This window comes from Klebsiella sp. LTGPAF-6F (assembly GCF_001753185.1).
GTDB lineage: Bacteria > Pseudomonadota > Gammaproteobacteria > Enterobacterales > Enterobacteriaceae > Klebsiella > Klebsiella michiganensis.
On record NZ_CP017450.1, the window covers coordinates 3,653,950 to 3,670,780 of the forward strand.

Consider the following 16,831-nt stretch of genomic DNA (forward strand, 5'->3'; position numbering starts at 1 on the left):
CCCTTATTTAAACTGTTTGAGGAAACGCAGATCGTTTTCGAAGAACGCGCGTAAGTCGGTCACGCCGTAGCGCAGCATGGTCAGACGCTCCATACCCATGCCGAAGGCAAAGCCGGAATAGATTTCCGGATCGATACCCACGTTGCGCAGTACGTTTGGATGCACCATCCCGCAGCCGAGCACTTCCAGCCATTTCCCGTTTTTCCCCATAACGTCGACTTCGGCCGACGGCTCGGTGAACGGGAAATAGGACGGACGAAAACGAATCTGCAGATCTTCTTCAAAGAAGTTACGCAGGAAATCGTGCAGCGTTCCCTTCAGGTTGGTAAAGCTGATGTTAGTATCAACGATCAGGCCTTCCATCTGATGGAACATTGGGGTATGGGTCTGATCGTAGTCGTTACGATAGACGCGGCCTGGCGCAATAATGCGGATCGGCGGCTGCTGGTTAGCCATGGTGCGGATCTGCACGCCTGAGGTTTGCGTACGCAGCAGGCGCGTGGCATCAAACCAGAAAGTGTCGTGGTCAGCGCGTGCCGGATGGTGGCCAGGAATATTCAGCGCATCGAAGTTGTGGTAGTCATCTTCGATTTCCGGGCCAGTCGCGACGGTAAAGCCGAGCTCACCGAAGAAACTTTCAATACGATCGATGGTACGGGTCACCGGATGCAGGCCACCGTTCTCAATACGACGCCCCGGCAGAGAGACATCGATGGTCTCCGAGGCCAGGCGCGCGTTAAGAGCGGCGCTTTCAAGATCTGACTTACGCGCGTTAAGCGCCTGCTGGACCTGCTCTTTCGCTTCGTTGATAACCGCGCCGGCTGCCGGGCGCTCTTCAGCAGGCAGCTCACGCAGGGTCGTCATCTGAAGGGTCAGGAGCCCTTTTTTACCCAGGTATTCCACGCGGACGTTGTCCAGCGCAGCAACATCTGATGCCTCGTTAATGGCTGCCTTCGCACTGGCAACCAGCTCTGCGAGATGTGACATGGTTTTCCTCATTATGTCGGTGCAGACACCGGTTATGGTTATTATTTTGCTTTCACTATTTCGAGCCGCAGACGGCGGGTCATTCGCCATTTGACCGAATGACCCGGTCAATCCACACGTCTGGAGCTTGAAATAGAACAAGCCAGTTCAGATACAAAAAAAGCCTCCACAGTGGGAGGCTTTTTGGCGCTGTTTTCCGTTTCTTCTTTCACGCGCTAGCCTCCTGAGTTCAGGTGCTAAAGTAAAAAAAGAAGCGGAAAATAGCAGCATTCATGCTTGCATTACCTTGTCTGCTAAAAAACGTAAGATCGATATTGAAAAGCTTACGCGGATAAAAGTCAATGTATTGATAGTCTTGAAACGAAAAGAGGGAGACAAGCTCCCTCTTTCAACTGGCTTATGCCAGAGCTGCTTTCGCTTTTTCGACCAGCGCGGTGAACGCTAATTTGTCGAATACGGCGATGTCAGCCAGGATCTTACGGTCGATTTCAACAGAGGCTTTTTTCAGGCCGTTGATGAATTTGCTGTAAGAAATACCGTTCTGACGTGCTGCTGCGTTGATACGCGCAATCCACAGTTGACGGAACTGACGCTTTTTCTGACGACGGTCACGATAAGCGTACTGACCAGCTTTGATAACAGCCTGGAAGGCAACGCGGTATACGCGAGAACGCGCACCGTAGTAGCCTTTAGCTTGTTTCAAAATTTTCTTGTGACGTGCACGGGCAACTACACCACGTTTTACGCGAGCCATATGTGCTCTCCTGTATCTATTCTAATTAAAAAGTTAAAAGGGTTAACGACTTATGCGTACGGCAGGCACGCGATGACCAGGCCCAGATCGCCTTTAGAAACCATGGCTTTCGGACGCAGGTGACGTTTACGCTTGGTAGCTTTTTTGGTCAGAATGTGACGCAGGTTAGCGTGCTTGTGCTTAAAACCACCTTTACCGGTTTTTTTGAAGCGCTTAGCAGCACCGCGTACGGTCTTAATTTTTGGCATTTTAATAACTTCCACTTCGCATTGTTAATAAACGAAACATAGGCGAACAACGGCTGCGGAACCCGCAGGCTCCACAGACATTGCTACTTGAAGGCCTTACTGTTTCTTCTTAGGAGCGAGCACCATGATCATCTGGCGGCCTTCGATCTTCGTTGGGAAGGATTCGACTACTGCCAGTTCACTCAGATCGTCACGGACGCGGGTAAGCACTTCCATACCGATCTGTTGGTGGGCCATCTCACGGCCGCGAAAACGCAGCGTGATCTTGGCCTTATCGCCATCTTCCAGAAAGCGAATCAGGCTGCGGAGTTTTACCTGATAATCGCCATCGTCGGTGCCAGGGCGGAACTTAATTTCCTTAACCTGGATAACTTTTTGCTTTTTCTTCTGTTCCTTAGAAGACTTGCTCTTTTCATAAAGGAACTTGCCGTAGTCCATGATACGACAAACTGGCGGTTCGGCGTTAGGGCTGATTTCAACTAAATCTACTCCAGCTTCTTCAGCTTTTTCGATCGCTTCTCTCAGACTCACAATACCCAAAGCTTCGCCTTCCAGACCAGTTAAGCGAACTTCCAGGGCGCGAATCTCGCCATTAATACGATTCGGACGTGCCGTTTGAACTCGTTTTCCGCCTTTAATACCTTATTCCTCCAGTTGTTTTAGACTGCGGCTGCGAATCTCTTGTTGCAGCTTCTCGATAACTTCATTTACGTCCAGGCTGCCCAAGTCTTTGCCACGACGGGTACGCACGGCAACTTTGCCGGCTTCTACCTCTTTGTCGCCACAGACCAACATGTAAGGGACACGACGTAAAGTGTGCTCGCGGATTTTAAAGCCTATCTTCTCATTTCTCAAGTCTGCTTTTACGCGAATGCCCGCATTTTGTAGTTTACGCGTCAATTCGTTAACGTATTCAGCCTGAGAATCGGTAATATTCATGACCACAACCTGCACCGGCGCCAGCCAGCTCGGGAAGAAGCCCGCAAACTCTTCGGTCAGGATGCCAATAAAGCGCTCCAGCGAACCAAGAATCGCGCGGTGAATCATTACCGGTACCTGTCGTTCGTTATTTTCACCCACATAAGAGGCGCTTAAACGCTGCGGCAGGGAGAAGTCCAGCTGTACAGTACCGCACTGCCATGCACGATCGAGGCAGTCATACAGGGTAAATTCAATTTTCGGACCGTAGAACGCGCCTTCACCCAGCTGATACTCAAACGGGATGTTGTTCTCTTCCAGCGCCACGGCCAGATCCGCTTCAGCACGATCCCATGTCTCATCGCTACCGATGCGTTTTTCCGGGCGAGTCGACAGCTTGACGACGATTTTCTCGAAGCCAAAGGTGCTGTACATATCGTAGACCATGCGAATACAGGCGTTCACTTCATCGCGAACCTGATCTTCAGTACAGAAGATATGGGCGTCATCCTGAGTAAAGCCACGTACGCGCATCAGGCCATGCAGCGCGCCTGACGGCTCATTACGATGGCAGCTACCGAATTCAGCCATACGCAGCGGCAGATCGCGATAGGATTTCAGCCCCTGGTTGAAGATCTGCACGTGGCCCGGGCAGTTCATCGGCTTGATGCAGTATTCACGGTTCTCGGAAGAAGTGGTGAACATCGCATCTTTATAGTTGTCCCAGTGGCCGGTTTTTTCCCACAGCACGCGGTCCATCATAAACGGGCCTTTAACTTCCTGATACTGGTACTCTTTCAGCTTAGAACGCACAAAAGTTTCCAGTTCGCGGAAGATAGTCCAGCCGTCGTTATGCCAGAACACCATGCCCGGCGCCTCTTCCTGCATATGATACAGGTCGAGCTGCTTACCGATTTTACGGTGATCGCGCTTAGCGGCTTCTTCCAGACGCTGCAGATAGGCATTTAAGGCTTTTTTATCTGCCCATGCGGTTCCGTAGATGCGCTGCAGCATTTTATTGTTGCTATCGCCGCGCCAGTAGGCGCCAGCGGTCTTCATCAGTTTGAAATGATGACAGAAACGCATATTCGGCACGTGCGGCCCACGGCACATGTCGACATACTCTTCATGATGATACAAACCAGGTTTGTCATCATGAGCAATGTTTTCATCAAGAATGGAGACTTTATAGCTCTCGCCGCGCTTCACGAAGGTTTCACGCGCTTCGTGCCAGCTGACTTTTTTCTTAATGACGTCGTAGTTTTTCTCGGCGAGCTCGTGCATACGTTTTTCGAGCGCGTCGATATCTTCCTGGGTCAGGGTATGGTCCAGATCGACATCATAGTAGAAACCGTTGTCGACAACCGGGCCGATCGCCATCTTGGTATTTGGCCACAGCTGTTTAATCGCGTGCCCCAAAAGGTGCGCACAGGAGTGACGAATAATCTCAAGTCCATCTTCATCTTTCGCGGTGATGATAGAGAGCGTCGCGTCGTTTTCAATTAAGTCGCAGGCGTCAACCAGTTCGCCGTTGACGCGGCCGGCGATGGTGGCTTTCGCCAGACCGGGGCCAATATCCAGAGCGACGTCCATCGGGCTCACAGCGTGATCAAAATGGCGTTGGCTGCCATCAGGAAGCGTAATTACAGGCATTTCATGTCCTTATTTGCAGTGGTGCCCCGCACGAAAGAGCACATACAAAACAATATAATCATAATTATCAACACGTTCAGGCCCAGTTCCCGCTTCACTCTGCGAAAATATGTGCACGCTCGTTCACCGACGCGTACCCACCTGCAGCCGCCTGTTGATAACACCGACGGTTAGTTTACACATCATTAGTGCGTGATAAAAGTCACATGAGACTAAATGGTTATTGCTGATGGAAAAAAAAGGTCGCGGCGCAACAAACCCAGCGTAATTGCTGCGGAACCGTGCGGCAAAAGAGCGCGGCAGGACGATATGACGCATAAAGAATATTTATGCTTTCACATCAATTATGCATGTTTAACACAAAGTGCGGAAAGCAAAACCGGTACGGCATTACCCGGTTTGCTGCTTCACGAAATAATTAAAGGATGATGTTCAAGAACAATGAAATATCAGGACCATTCGCCGGCGACAAGTTTATGAACATCAAAAGCATCATTCATTGACTGCCCGGTAGACTGTGAGCCCGGCGCTATGTTGGAGCCTGCTTCGACATCGGTAGCTTTGGCGATACCAACTTGGGTATGCTCGTTATTACCCGGCTGCGGTGCGGGAGCGGCGGCAAATGCGCCAAAAGACAGCGTGCACAGCATCACGGCCGCGAGTGCGATTTTGCTATTTCTCATGATAGTCATTCTCTTATTTGTTTCAGATAAATAGAACGGCGTCGTTATCGCCGCCTGTGTGCAACAGTATAGATCCAGATCACATTTTTGTCCGACCCAATATTTATCTTTTCGTGTCAAATTAACTGCATATTTGTCAGCAAAATAGCAATTGTGGGGAAATTATGAAGACGATTTCTTTTTATAAAAAACAAAACGAGAGACCAAAAATAATAATGTCACTTATTGCCAAATTTAAAACAATCAGGCCAGAATATCTGGCCTGAAATATTACATTTTATAACCGAGAGATAGCGTGGTACGGCGATCGGTGTGTTCCGGCGCCGATGACGGCGGCTCAGAGTTCCACGTCAAGTTATAGGCGACCTTGAGGGCAAAGTGAGCATTAATGGCAACGTTCAGCGCGCTTTCGGAGTTCAGCGTCGTATCTTCAGCGCCGAATACCGAAACACCTTGCGTAAATTTGGCGTTATCAGTCATCTGCCAGGCGTAAGTGCCGGAAGCATAGCCCAACGGCTGAGTATCAGTATCGCCGTCGGTATACTCGTCGTAGCGTACGCCAGGACCAAATTCAAAACGCAGGCTGTGTACCGGTCCGTTCATAATCTGTCGACCATAACCTGCGGTAAACACATCCCGCTGCTGATAACCATTGTAACGATCCGTCAGCCAGCTGGCCTGGCCAAATATATAGTTCTGGTCAGTCAGGTTGTAACGACTACGTCCCCCCACCGCGTACCTTTCCGAAGAGCGCTGATCGTTTGACGACGTATTGCTGGCATTCCCCCACAGCGACCATGCGGTGGTATTGCCATACCAGGTCAACGTGGAGTCGGCGGTCATTGAGGAACTTTTCGTATTGCCGGACTGCGCCAGATAACCGGCGTTAACAGTACCTTCGAAAGGTTTTTTAGCAGAAGATGGGTCATCCATGACAGTAAAAACGGAATCATCGGCCATTGCGCACGCAGACGCAAAAAGCCCTCCCGCGAGCAACGCCGCTGCGGGTACTGTCTTCAAAAGCTTCATTTAATTTTAAGTCCGTACAACCTATAAGGAGACCTGGAGGGTCCCGGGAGCTTTCGCGAGGATCGCGGATAGCCGGTCCTAAGAAAGGGAGTAAATTATAAAAAAGCACGATTAACTTAGCAATCAATTACTCTTTCATTTTTTGTATAAGACGCTTCTCAAAACAATTTTTATTTCATAAAGATAAAAAGAGGTTGCGTTGTATAAGTGGCGCGTCGCTTCCCCTTCCCTCCTTTAAGTGCCATGCTTAAAACCAGAGCAGCTAAATTCGTATTATGGAGGAAACTGGATGACCAAAATCTATACGCTCACGTTAGCCCCCTCGCTCGATAGCGCAACCCAGACCCCGCAAATTTACCCGGAAGGCAAACTGCGCTGTAGCGCTCCCGTGTTTGAACCCGGCGGCGGCGGAATTAACGTTGCGCGAGCCATCACTTTTCTTGGCGGCAGCGCCACAGCCATCTTTCCCGTCGGCGGGGCGACAGGCGAACACCTGACGGCGCTGCTGACGGATGAACATGTTCCCGTCGATACGGTAGAGACCCATGACTGGACGCGGCAGAATCTTCACGTGCATGTGAACGCCAGCGGCGAGCAATATCGTTTCGTGATGCCGGGCGCAGCGTTAACTAAGGAGGAGCTCCAGCTCCTTGAGGAAAAGGTCCTCGCCATCGCCCCGGGTTCCCTGCTGGTGATTAGCGGAAGTCTCCCGCCCGGCATCAGCGTCGATAACCTGACGCAGCTGGTCAAAAACGCTCAGCAGCATGGATTGCGCTGTATTGTTGATAGTTCCGGTGACGCGCTCGCCGCAGCGCTTGATGTCGGCAATATCGAGCTGGTTAAGCCGAACCAGAAAGAGCTTAGCGCGCTGGTACAGCGCGATCTGAGCCAGCCGGATGATGTGCGTCTTGCGGCGCAGGAGCTCATTCGGTCGGGCAAAGTCCAGCGCGTCGTCGTCTCCCTCGGCGCCCAGGGTGCGCTCGGCGTTGATGCCCAGGGTAGCGTTCAGGTGGTACCGCCGCCGATGAAAAGCCAGAGCACCGTCGGCGCCGGTGACAGTATGGTCGGCGCAATGACCTTAAGGCTGGCGGAAAACGCCTCGCTTGAAGATATGGTTCGCTTTGGCGTTGCGGCGGGTAGTGCGGCAACCATCAATCAGGGCACCCGCCTTTGCTCGCTGGATAATACGCAAAAAATCTACAACTATCTGCGCGGTTGATAACGCCTTCGCTCCCTCTGGGAAGACAGAGGGAGTCGCCAAATCAGCATGATGGTCTATGCTAAAAATGCCATGGATAACAACGGGGTGAAAAATGAGTAGCGAAATTATTGCCTGGGTCGTCACGGTTCGTTTTCACGAAGAGACGTTAACGGAAATTAACGAACTCAGTAATCACCTCACCCGCGCCGGATTTACCCTCGTCTTAAACGATGATGAAGGGAACGTCCACGAGCTCGGCACCAACACCTTCGGCCTGCTTTCTATGCAGAATGCCGAGGAAGTCAACGCCTTAAGCGCAGGTTTAGCCGAAACCGCGCTGGGAAGACCCGTCGACGTCACCGTGGTCACATTCAGCGAGTGGTTAAAAGCTCAATAAGTGCGATTGACGCAACGGAAAACGTCCAGTTGTGCGTCAGTTCGAGTTTTACGCCGGGTTTATGCGCTAACCTTATGAAATGTTGGAAAACATGGGGAGAGACGGCATGTGGCAAGCTATCAGCAATTTGTTACGCGATTTGCATACCGAAGCAGCTGAAATCGAACTGCGAAACGAACTACCCGGTGGAGAGATACACGCTGCCTGGCATTTACGCTATGGCGGGCGAGATTACTTCGTAAAATGCGACGAACGCGAGCTTTTACCCATCTTCACGGCCGAGGCAGACCAGCTTGAACTACTGTCGCGCAGTAAAACGGTGAACGTACCGCAGGTTTTTGCCGTGGGCAGCGATCGAGATTACAGCTTTCTGGTGATGGAATACCTCCCTCCTCGCCCGCTGGATGCGCACAACGCTTTCCTGTTAGGCCAGCAAATTGCCCATTTACATCAGTGGAGCGACCAACCTCAGTTTGGTCTGGATTTTGACAACGACCTCTCCACCACCCCCCAGCCGAACGCCTGGCAGCGTCGCTGGTCCACTTTCTTTGCCGAACAGCGCATCGGCTGGCAGCTGGAACTCGCCGCCGAGAAAGGCCTGCATTTTGGTGATATCGATCATCTTGTTGATATTGTTCAGCAACGGCTAAGCAGTCATCAGCCGCAGCCGTCGCTGCTTCACGGTGACTTATGGTCCGGTAACTGCGCGCTCGGGCCAAACGGGCCCTATATTTTCGACCCTGCCTGCTACTGGGGCGATCGCGAATGCGATTTGGCGATGCTCCCGCTGCATCCGGAACAGCCGCCGCAAATCTATGACGGCTATCAGTCCGTATCGCCGCTGCCGTCCGGCTTTCTCGAGCGGCAGCCCATCTACCAGCTCTATACGCTGCTGAATCGGGCGATTCTGTTTGGCGGACAGCATCTGGTGACGGCGCAGAAAGCGCTTGATGAGGTGTTCATGGATAAGGCCCCGTAAGGGGCCTTGTTTTTGAGGATTAGCTAATTTGTACGCCTTTCAGACGGAACTGAATGGTCATGGTAATGCCGGTTCCCGGTTTACCCGGTTCATAGCGCCATTTACGTAAAGCGTTTTTCACTTCACGCTCAAACATATTGGCAGGCTGGGCGGAGAGGATCTGCACGTTGTCCACGCGCCCGTCCGGCGTGACGTCAAACTTAACCCGTACGCTTCCTTCAATGCGCAGCGCCTGGGCACGAGCCGGATAGCTCGGCTCTCCGCGGCTTAGCGCCCGCGGCCCGGAAGGCGCCGTCACGGTGGGTTTAGCGGTCGCGGTTGAGGAGCTCGGCGCGGTGCGTGCCGGCGCCGTATTTGTATTTTCAAACGGCGAGGCCGGGCGCGTTTCCGCCGGTTTTACATCACGCTTCGGTTGTTCGACCTTTTTTTCCGGCTTCGGTTTCGGCTTTGGCTTCGGTTTTGGCTTTGGTTTATGGATAACAACCGGCGCCTCTTTTGGCGGTTCAGGCATCACTTCCGGTTCCGGTTCTGGCTCCGGTTCAACAACGGGCTCAACGACCGGCTGAGCCGCCTGAGGCGGTTCCAGATCTGCCGGGGCCACCATAGTGATTTCAATGGGCTGTGAGGGTGCCGGCCGTTCAATAACCTGATGTACCGAAGTATAGAGCAACCCCGCGATAACACCGCCGTGGATAACCACAGACAGTAGCGTAGGCCACGGAAAGCGGCGAGGTAAATCAAAGGTCATTGCGCTCATAGTCGTTTCTGTTGAAAAATGATGCCCCGATTTTAAATGCAAATAGCAATCATATTCAACTAGGGTTGTTGGCTTGTATCAAAATTTGCCCTGTTTTCTGACAAAAAGCTCCCGGGACGTGGCATTCTGGGGATCGTGATCATCTTTGCATTGCAGTCAACGACGGTTTCACTTAACGTGATTCGCCAATTTATTGATAAGGAGCCATGCCGTGCTTTACGTTATCTACGCTGAAGATATCGCCGACTCTCTGGAAAAACGGACATCGGTACGTCCCGCCCATCTGGCGCGTTTGCAATTATTACATGATGAAGGTCGTTTACTGACCGCCGGCCCAATGCCTGCCGTAGACAGTAATGAACCCGGCGCGGCGGGCTTCACCGGCTCAACGGTCATTGCGGAATTTGAATCGCTGGAAGCGGCGCAATCATGGGCCAATGACGATCCCTATATCGCCGCAGGGGTTTATCAGAAAGTCTCGGTGAAACCGTATAAAAAGGTGTTTTAGCCTATAAAATGCTTAAGCAATAAGAACGCGGTTAAAATTTAATCTATGGCGATCGTTCATTAGAGGACGTTTCTAAGTACGCGAGTACGGAATGGTCGCCATCCTTATGTCTCTCCACTTCCCCGGTTCTGCATTCCGATCTCTTTAGGTCGCGCCCTGATGATAGCCATTTGCCGGCAGTGCATCAGCACCGCCGACTTTCTATGGTTAATTACCTGTTGGACTTCAGCGTTCCCTTAAGACCATGCGGTTCTGAGCGAAGATACTGCGGCGGAACGCTCACCTGAGCGCCCAGGGCTGCCGCGGCATGCCATGGCCAGTGCGGATTGTAGAGCACGGCGCGGGCAAGGGCGATGAGGTCGGCGTCGCCATTTTGTAGCGCCTCTTCCGCCTGCTGCGCTTCCGTCACCAGACCCACACCGATCACCGGGATATTCACCTTCTCGCGGATTTCACGCGCGAACGGCAGCTGATAGCCGGGCCCCACCTGAATCGCCTGATGAGGCGACAGCCCGCCGCTGGAAACATGAATATAGTCGCAGCCAAGCGCCTCAAGCTGCTGGCTGAAGATAGTCGATTGTGCGTTATCCCAGCCGCCATCCACCCAGTCTGTTGCTGAAAGTCGGACGCCCACCGCGATGTCCTGACTGACGGCCTCACGGATGGCCCGGAATATCTCGAGCGGAAAACGCAAACGGTTCTCCAGCGAGCCGCCGTATTCGTCGGTACGCTGGTTACTGAGCGGTGAAAGGAACTGGTGCAACAGGTAACCATGCGCGGCATGCAGTTCAATCAATTCAATACCCATCCGCTCAGCGCGTCTGGCGCTGTCTACGAATGACTGCTTGATGCGTTTCATGTGGTCCTGAGTAAGTTCAACCGGAGGTCGTTCACCTTCACCATAGGCCAGCGCTGATGGCGCAACCGTGTCCCATCCGCCAGAATCATGCGCCAGCTGGTGTCCCCCCAGCCAGGGGGCTGCGGAAGAGGCTTTTCGTCCGGCATGGCCCAGCTGGATACCGATGGGGATTGAAGCGTACTGGCGGATATCGTTCAGCACGGTGCGTAATGCGGCTTCCGTTTCGTCATTCCATAAGCCCAAATCAGCCGGGGTAATGCGTCCGGCGGGCTCTACAGCGCTGGCTTCGATAATCAGTAAGCCCGCGCCGGAAAAAGCCAGCTGTCCGAGATGAATACGATGCCATGCCGTCGCCTTGCCATTGTCGGCGGAGTACTGGCACATTGGCGCAATGACAATACGGTTCTCAAGTTCCAGCTTACCGATTCGCACCGGACTAAAAAGTTGACTCATAGATACCTCTCAATAATAGACGCCTTACGGACATTATAAGTAGCATGTGCTGATGCATGGCACTTCCCGTTTTTTGCGTTTATACGCGTTGGGCCAGTCTTATGAGGTATGGCGCGATGCGACTTCCTGCCCGCCGCTGCTGATGCAAACAATAACGCAGGAGCCCGCGAGAAACCGGGTTTCGCCGGCAGAAGAAAGAGAGATGACAGTATAAGAATGTATGCTAAGAACGAAACGCTGATAAAACAGAGGCACCGCGAGCGGTGCCTTTTGTTTCGACTCTCAACATTCAGAGAAGGTGAACAGCAGAGAGTGACGTTGCCGTTTAACCAGCTCCTTTCTGATGGAGAGGATGCGCATATTACGACGCGACTGGCCTTCCAGCCAGCGTGCTTTACGGCGACTCACCTGCCGAAGCATGCGCCAGCGCCCTACTTCCGTTCTACTACGCTTCATTGCAACTACTCTACAAGTAAAAACAGCCTGCATTATAGACCGATGAATCTGGCTAACCAACGCTTTCGCTGCGTTTTTATTTGCCAGATGGATGATGATGCGTAAACTCATGTCATCAAGTCATTCAAAAGGATTTTTCATCTATGACAACCTTTTACACGGTGGTGAACTGGCTGGTTATACTCGGTTACTGGCTACTTATCGCCGGTGTAACATTACGGATATTAATGAAAAGGCGCGCGGTCCCGTCAGCGATGGCATGGCTGCTTGTCATTTATATTCTTCCCCTGGTGGGCATTATCGCCTATCTCTCGTTTGGCGAACTGCATCTGGGTAAACGCCGCGCCGAACGCGCGCGGGCCATGTGGCCCTCAACGGCCAAGTGGTTAAAGGACCTCAAAGCCTGCAAGCATATCTTTGCCGAGGAGAATAGTCCGGTCGCGGAATCCTTGTTCAAGCTCTGCGAACGTCGGCAGGGCATTGGCGGCGTCAAAGGCAATCAGCTCCAGCTGCTCACCGAATCCGATGACGTCATGCAGGCGCTCATCCGCGATATCCAGCTCGCTCGTCACAATATTGAGATGGTGTTCTATATCTGGCAGCCCGGCGGCATGGCCGATCAGGTCGCCGAGTCATTGATGGCGGCGGCAAGGCGCGGCGTACACTGCCGGCTGATGCTCGACTCCGCCGGGAGCGTGGCGTTTTTCCGTAGTCCCTGGGCCGCCATGATGCGTAATGCCGGCATTGAAGTCGTCGAAGCCCTGAAGGTCAACCTGATGCGCGTCTTTCTGCGCCGTATGGACCTGCGTCAGCATCGTAAAATGGTTATGATCGATAACTATATTGCCTATACCGGCAGTATGAATCTGGTCGACCCGCGTTTCTTTAAGCAGGACTCCGGCGTTGGCCAGTGGATCGATCTGATGGCGCGAATGGAAGGTCCGGTAGCGACAGCGATGGGCATTGTCTACTCCTGCGACTGGGAGATTGAAACCGGCAAACGTATTTTACCGCCGCCGCCGGACGCGAACATTATGCCGTTCGAAGAGGCCAGCGGGCACACAATTCACACTATCGCCTCGGGTCCGGGTTTTCCGGAAGATTTGATCCATCAGGCTCTGTTGACTGCCGCCTACGCGGCCAAAGAGCATTTGATCATGACGACCCCCTACTTTGTGCCCAGCGACGACCTTTTGCATGCCATCTGTACCGCCGCCCAGCGCGGCGTCGATGTCAGCATCATCCTGCCGCGCAAGAACGATTCGCTGCTGGTGGGCTGGGCCAGTCGCGCCTTCTTTACCGAGCTGCTGGCTGCCGGGGTAAAGATTTACCAGTTTGAAGGCGGTCTGCTGCATACTAAGAGCGTGCTGGTTGACGGCGAACTTAGCCTTGTGGGCACCGTTAACCTCGATATGCGCAGCCTGTGGCTCAACTTCGAGATTACGCTGGTGATTGACGATGCCGGATTTGGAAGCGATCTGGCCGCGGTGCAGGACGATTACATCTCCCGCTCGCGCCTGCTGGACGCCAGGCTGTGGTTAAAACGTCCGCTGTGGCAGCGGATCGCCGAGCGACTGTTTTACTTCTTCAGTCCGTTGCTGTAAAACGTGCCAATCAGATGTTTAATGGGTAGCAATCATGGATATGGATTTAAACAATCGCCTGACCGAAGACGAAACGCTTGAACAGGCTTACGACATTTTCCTCGAACTGGCCGTCGACAACCTCGATCCGGCGGATGTCATTCTGTTCAACCTGCAGTTTGAAGAACGCGGCGGCGCCGAGCTCTTCGATCCGGCGCCTGACTGGGAAGAGCACGTCGATTTTGACCTCAACCCTGACTTCTTCGCTGAAGTGGTCATTGGTCTGGCCGATGAAGATGGCGGCGAAATTAACGATATTTTTGCGCGCGTGCTGCTGTGCCGTGAAAAAGACCACAAGCTCTGTCATATTCTGTGGCGCGAATAAGCTCTTTCTTAAGTAAATAGCTTATATATAAAAGAAGAAGCCTGCCTGAGTTAACCAGGGCAGGCTTTTTTGGTTATTCAGGCAGTTCGCTGCCGCAGACGTTGCAGTAGCGAGCGTCTTTTTCATGAACGTTATGCTGGCAATGCGGACACTGGCGCTGAGTCCGGCGACTCTGAAATGCGGTGGTCATATGGCTGGTAATTAAGCCGGTGGGGATCGCAATAATCGAGTAGCCAATTAAGATAAGAATGGAGGCTAAAATTCGCCCCAGCGGCGTATGCGGCGTAATATCGCCATACCCTACCGTGGTTATCGTCACTATCGCCCAGTAAACCGACGCGTTCAGCGTAGTAAAACCGTATCGCGGCCCCTCAACCAGATACATCAGGGAGCCAAAGATCACCATGACGATGGCAACAAAAGAATAGAACAGGATCAGCTGGTGGCGAGCGCTGACGATAGCGGCCCAGAAAATATTCAACGACGGCATAAAGCGCAGCAGCTTAAGGATACGCAACGCGCGAATAGCGCGCATGGCCCGCCAGGCAAACACATACTCAATACTGATCTCGGGCCACAGCCACATAACGTAAAGCGGTAAAATGGTGGCCAGGTCAATAATGCCCCAGAAGCTGAAAATATACTTTAGCGGATTCGGCCAGCTGATAATGCGCAGAAAATACTCAAAGGTAAAAACCGCCGTCACGACAAGTTCGAGCCAGACGAAAATATGCCATTCGTCTAAGGTCAGATGATATTGCGTTCCGAGCCCGGACTCGATAAATATCACCAGCACGCTAAGCAGGGCAAATACGCCGCAAAGTCCCTCGAAATGCCGACCGGATCGTCGGTTTTGATCGAAGAGTAAATGATACAGCCGCAGACGAGCGGCATGAATATGAAAAGCCACGTTAACCTCGCTAAAAAAAGGGCTGACTAACGTCAGCCCCTGAGATTATAACGGGTCCACCTTCAGGCAGGAAACCGCATGGCGGAAACTGCCCTCCAGCACCGGTCGCGTCTTAGCGCACTCCGGCCCGGCAATCGGGCATCTGGTGCGGAATACGCATCCCGACGGCGGGTTAATCGGCGATGGCAATTCCCCCTCCAGAAGCTGGATCGTTTTATTCTTTTCCTTATCAGGGTCCGGAACCGGCACCGCCGACATCAGCGCTTTGGTATAGGGATGCAGCGGATTATGATACACCTCATCATAGGTGCCGAGCTCCACGGCATGGCCAAGATACATTACCAGCACGCGATCGGAGATATGCTTCACGACCGCCAGATCGTGGGCGATAAAAATCAGCGACAGTCCCATTTCCCGCTGCAGCTGCTGCAGCAGATTCACTACCTGCGCCTGAATCGACACGTCCAGCGCTGACACCGGCTCATCGCAAATAATGAGCTTCGGTTCAAGAATTAGCGCGCGGGCAATACCGATACGCTGGCACTGGCCGCCGGAGAATTCATGCGGATAGCGGTTAATCAGGTTCGGCAGCAGCCCCACTTTCATCATCATCGCCTTAACGCGATCGCGAACTTCCTGACGCGGCATTTTGGGATGATAGGTGCGCAGCGGCTCGGCGATGATTTCCCCGATAGTCATGCGCGGGTTTAGCGACGCCAGCGGATCCTGAAAGATCATCTGAATATCGCTGCGCACGTCGCGCCATTCGTCGGCCTTCATCCCCAGCAAATCTCTGCCTAACCAGGCGACTTTACCGTCGGTAGCCTTCACCAGACCGATGATGGCGCGCGCGAAGGTCGATTTTCCGCATCCGGACTCCCCGACCACGCCCAGCGTTTCCCCTTCATACAGACGCAGCGTTACGCCATCTACCGCTTTCAGCGTTTTCGACGGCTGCCAGAACCACTGTTTGCCGTCTTTAATATCAAAGTGCACTTTCAGATCGGCGATTTCGAGCAGGACTTTTCTTTGTTCCGTTACGGCGTTCATAGCAAATCCCCCACCGATTGAAAGCAGGCGCGCAGGCGGCCCGGCGCAAACTCCTCCAGAGGCGGAGCGCTATTGCAAATCTCCATCGCGTGCGGGCAACGCGGCTGGAATGGACAGCCTTTCGGCAGACGCAGCAGGTTCGGCGGGTTGCCCGGAATCGTTAACAGGGCGTCGCCTTCCGCATCCAGGCGCGGGACCGCATTGAGCAGGCCAATAGAATAAGGATGAGAGGGATGGTAGAAGACGTCGCGCGCCTGACCATATTCCATCGTGCGTCCGGCGTACATCACCAGCACCTTATCGCAGATCCCGGCGACGACGCCGAGATCGTGGGTAATCATAATGATCGCCGTATTGAACTCGCGCTTGAGCTCATTAAGCAATGTCATTATTTGCGCCTGCACGGTCACGTCCAGCGCCGTTGTCGGCTCATCGGCAATCAGCAGCTTAGGCCGGCACAGCAGCGCCATCGCAATCATGACGCGCTGGCGCATCCCGCCGGAAAACTCGTGCGGATACATTTTCATCCGTTTGCGCGCCTCGGGCATTTTGACCGCATCCAGCATTTTCACCGACTCTTCAAAGGCTTCGGCTTTGCTCAGCGCTTTATGCAGCATCAGGACTTCCATCAGCTGTTCGCCTACCCGCATATACGGATTAAGCGACGTCATCGGGTCCTGAAAAATCATTGAGATCTGCTCGGCGCGCAGCTTATTCAGCTCGCGCTCCGGGAGGTTAAGGATCTGCTTCCCGTTAAAGGTCGCTGACCCCCCGATACGGCCGTTGGCGGCCAGCAGGCCCATCAGCGCAAAAGCGGTTTGCGACTTACCGGAACCGGACTCGCCTACGATGCCTAAGGTTTCCCCCGCCCGTAGATTAAAATTGAGATCGTTGACCGCAGTCACATCACCATCGGGAGTCGCAAAGGTGACGCGGAGATCTTTCACATCCAGAAGCAATCCGGATTGTTGTGCTGCCTGCGGCGCTTTCGCCGTTTCCATCGTACTCATGTCGGCGCTCC

The 16,831-nt window shown here is 53.1% G+C and carries 21 protein-coding genes and 1 other annotated feature; of the genes, 7 read left to right on the forward strand and 14 right to left on the reverse strand.

The features are described 5' to 3' along the window. Positions 1-3: 3 nt before the first annotated feature. The 6 genes from pheS to thrS all read right to left on the reverse strand — a co-directional run bounded on the left by pheS (position 4) and on the right by thrS (position 4,560). Positions 4-987, reverse strand: coding sequence for a phenylalanine--tRNA ligase subunit alpha (gene pheS, locus BJF97_RS17070; RefSeq protein WP_004851795.1), 984 nt, complete (start codon positions 985-987; stop codon positions 4-6). A gap of 153 nt (positions 988-1,140) precedes the next feature. Next, positions 1,141-1,266: a sequence feature (Phe leader region), on the reverse strand. After that, positions 1,217-1,261 carry a pheST operon leader peptide PheM gene (pheM, locus tag BJF97_RS34750; RefSeq protein ID WP_001386830.1) on the reverse strand — a complete coding sequence of 15 codons (45 nt, stop codon included), beginning with the start codon at positions 1,259-1,261 and terminating at the stop codon, positions 1,217-1,219. It overlaps the preceding feature by 45 nt. Positions 1,267-1,384: 118 nt before the next feature. Continuing rightward, on the reverse strand, positions 1,385-1,741 hold the full coding sequence (gene rplT, locus BJF97_RS17075; RefSeq protein ID WP_004102963.1) for a 50S ribosomal protein L20: 357 nt from the start codon (positions 1,739-1,741) through the stop codon (positions 1,385-1,387). Positions 1,742-1,791: 50 nt separating this feature from the next. Beyond that, a complete protein-coding gene (rpmI, locus tag BJF97_RS17080; protein ID WP_001124225.1) occupies positions 1,792-1,989 on the reverse strand; it encodes a 50S ribosomal protein L35 in 198 nt (65 codons plus the stop codon). 96 nt (positions 1,990-2,085) lie between these two features. Next, positions 2,086-2,628 carry a translation initiation factor IF-3 gene (infC, locus tag BJF97_RS17085; protein ID WP_052746887.1) on the reverse strand — a complete coding sequence of 181 codons (543 nt, stop codon included), beginning with the start codon at positions 2,626-2,628 and terminating at the stop codon, positions 2,086-2,088. A 3-nt stretch (positions 2,629-2,631) separates the two neighbouring features. After that, the gene (gene thrS / locus BJF97_RS17090) at positions 2,632-4,560 is read right to left on the reverse strand and encodes a threonine--tRNA ligase (protein ID WP_004102966.1); all 1,929 of its coding nucleotides are present in this window, start codon (positions 4,558-4,560) and stop codon (positions 2,632-2,634) included. Between the two features lie 216 nt (positions 4,561-4,776). Between thrS and BJF97_RS32720 the strand changes: the two genes are divergently transcribed. After that, positions 4,777-4,989, forward strand: coding sequence for a hypothetical protein (locus BJF97_RS32720; protein ID WP_071881738.1), 213 nt, complete (start codon positions 4,777-4,779; stop codon positions 4,987-4,989). Positions 4,990-5,009: 20 nt separating this feature from the next. Here the strand turns inward: BJF97_RS32720 and BJF97_RS17095 are convergent, their stop codons facing one another. Continuing rightward, positions 5,010-5,243, reverse strand: coding sequence for a hypothetical protein (locus tag BJF97_RS17095; protein WP_004851800.1), 234 nt, complete (start codon positions 5,241-5,243; stop codon positions 5,010-5,012). A gap of 270 nt (positions 5,244-5,513) precedes the next feature. After that, positions 5,514-6,272 (reverse strand): DUF481 domain-containing protein, encoded by a 759-nt coding sequence (locus BJF97_RS17100; protein WP_004851801.1) that lies wholly within the window; start codon positions 6,270-6,272, stop codon positions 5,514-5,516. A 289-nt stretch (positions 6,273-6,561) separates the two neighbouring features. Between BJF97_RS17100 and pfkB the strand changes: the two genes are divergently transcribed. From pfkB to BJF97_RS17115, 3 genes are all read left to right on the forward strand, one after another. After that, on the forward strand, positions 6,562-7,491 hold the full coding sequence (gene pfkB / locus BJF97_RS17105) for a 6-phosphofructokinase II (protein WP_032694070.1): 930 nt from the start codon (positions 6,562-6,564) through the stop codon (positions 7,489-7,491). A 94-nt stretch (positions 7,492-7,585) separates the two neighbouring features. After that, on the forward strand, positions 7,586-7,870 hold the full coding sequence (gene ghoS, locus BJF97_RS17110; protein WP_009653733.1) for a type V toxin-antitoxin system endoribonuclease antitoxin GhoS: 285 nt from the start codon (positions 7,586-7,588) through the stop codon (positions 7,868-7,870). Between the two features lie 106 nt (positions 7,871-7,976). Then, positions 7,977-8,849: a fructosamine kinase family protein gene (locus BJF97_RS17115; protein WP_004851808.1), complete on the forward strand. Its 873-nt coding sequence runs from the start codon at positions 7,977-7,979 to the stop codon at positions 8,847-8,849. Between the two features lie 19 nt (positions 8,850-8,868). Here the strand turns inward: BJF97_RS17115 and tonB are convergent, their stop codons facing one another. Continuing rightward, positions 8,869-9,606, reverse strand: a complete 738-nt coding sequence (tonB, locus tag BJF97_RS17120; RefSeq protein ID WP_032694073.1) for a TonB system transport protein TonB — start codon at positions 9,604-9,606, stop codon at positions 8,869-8,871. A 211-nt stretch (positions 9,607-9,817) separates the two neighbouring features. On the opposite strand from tonB, the gene BJF97_RS17125 reads away from it, so the two are divergent. After that, positions 9,818-10,114: a YciI family protein gene (locus BJF97_RS17125; RefSeq protein WP_004103089.1), complete on the forward strand. Its 297-nt coding sequence runs from the start codon at positions 9,818-9,820 to the stop codon at positions 10,112-10,114. Between the two features lie 211 nt (positions 10,115-10,325). Here BJF97_RS17125 and BJF97_RS17130 read toward each other — a convergent pair whose 3' ends face one another. Continuing rightward, the gene (locus BJF97_RS17130; protein ID WP_032694074.1) at positions 10,326-11,426 is read right to left on the reverse strand and encodes an NADH:flavin oxidoreductase/NADH oxidase; all 1,101 of its coding nucleotides are present in this window, start codon (positions 11,424-11,426) and stop codon (positions 10,326-10,328) included. A 282-nt stretch (positions 11,427-11,708) separates the two neighbouring features. Beyond that, on the reverse strand, positions 11,709-11,882 hold the full coding sequence (locus BJF97_RS34250; RefSeq protein ID WP_004851815.1) for a YciY family protein: 174 nt from the start codon (positions 11,880-11,882) through the stop codon (positions 11,709-11,711). Positions 11,883-12,025: 143 nt separating this feature from the next. Here BJF97_RS34250 and cls point away from each other — a divergent pair, with 143 nt between their 5' ends. After that, complete coding sequence (cls, locus tag BJF97_RS17140) at positions 12,026-13,486, forward strand: cardiolipin synthase (RefSeq protein ID WP_009653730.1); 1,461 nt, start codon at positions 12,026-12,028, stop codon at positions 13,484-13,486. 34 nt (positions 13,487-13,520) lie between these two features. Further along, the gene (locus BJF97_RS17145) at positions 13,521-13,850 is read left to right on the forward strand and encodes an HI1450 family dsDNA-mimic protein (RefSeq protein ID WP_004103097.1); all 330 of its coding nucleotides are present in this window, start codon (positions 13,521-13,523) and stop codon (positions 13,848-13,850) included. 73 nt (positions 13,851-13,923) lie between these two features. Here BJF97_RS17145 and BJF97_RS17150 read toward each other — a convergent pair whose 3' ends face one another. From BJF97_RS17150 to BJF97_RS17160, 3 genes are read right to left on the reverse strand one after another with little or no spacing between them, the layout of a single operon-like run. Next, the gene (locus tag BJF97_RS17150) at positions 13,924-14,760 is read right to left on the reverse strand and encodes an ion transporter (protein ID WP_014229737.1); all 837 of its coding nucleotides are present in this window, start codon (positions 14,758-14,760) and stop codon (positions 13,924-13,926) included. A 45-nt stretch (positions 14,761-14,805) separates the two neighbouring features. Then, positions 14,806-15,810: a murein tripeptide/oligopeptide ABC transporter ATP-binding protein OppF gene (gene oppF / locus BJF97_RS17155; RefSeq protein WP_004851821.1), complete on the reverse strand. Its 1,005-nt coding sequence runs from the start codon at positions 15,808-15,810 to the stop codon at positions 14,806-14,808. Next, on the reverse strand, positions 15,807-16,820 hold the full coding sequence (locus BJF97_RS17160; RefSeq protein ID WP_032694075.1) for an ABC transporter ATP-binding protein: 1,014 nt from the start codon (positions 16,818-16,820) through the stop codon (positions 15,807-15,809). Before BJF97_RS17160 ends, oppF begins: the two co-directional genes overlap by 4 nt. Positions 16,821-16,831: the final 11 nt, after the last annotated feature.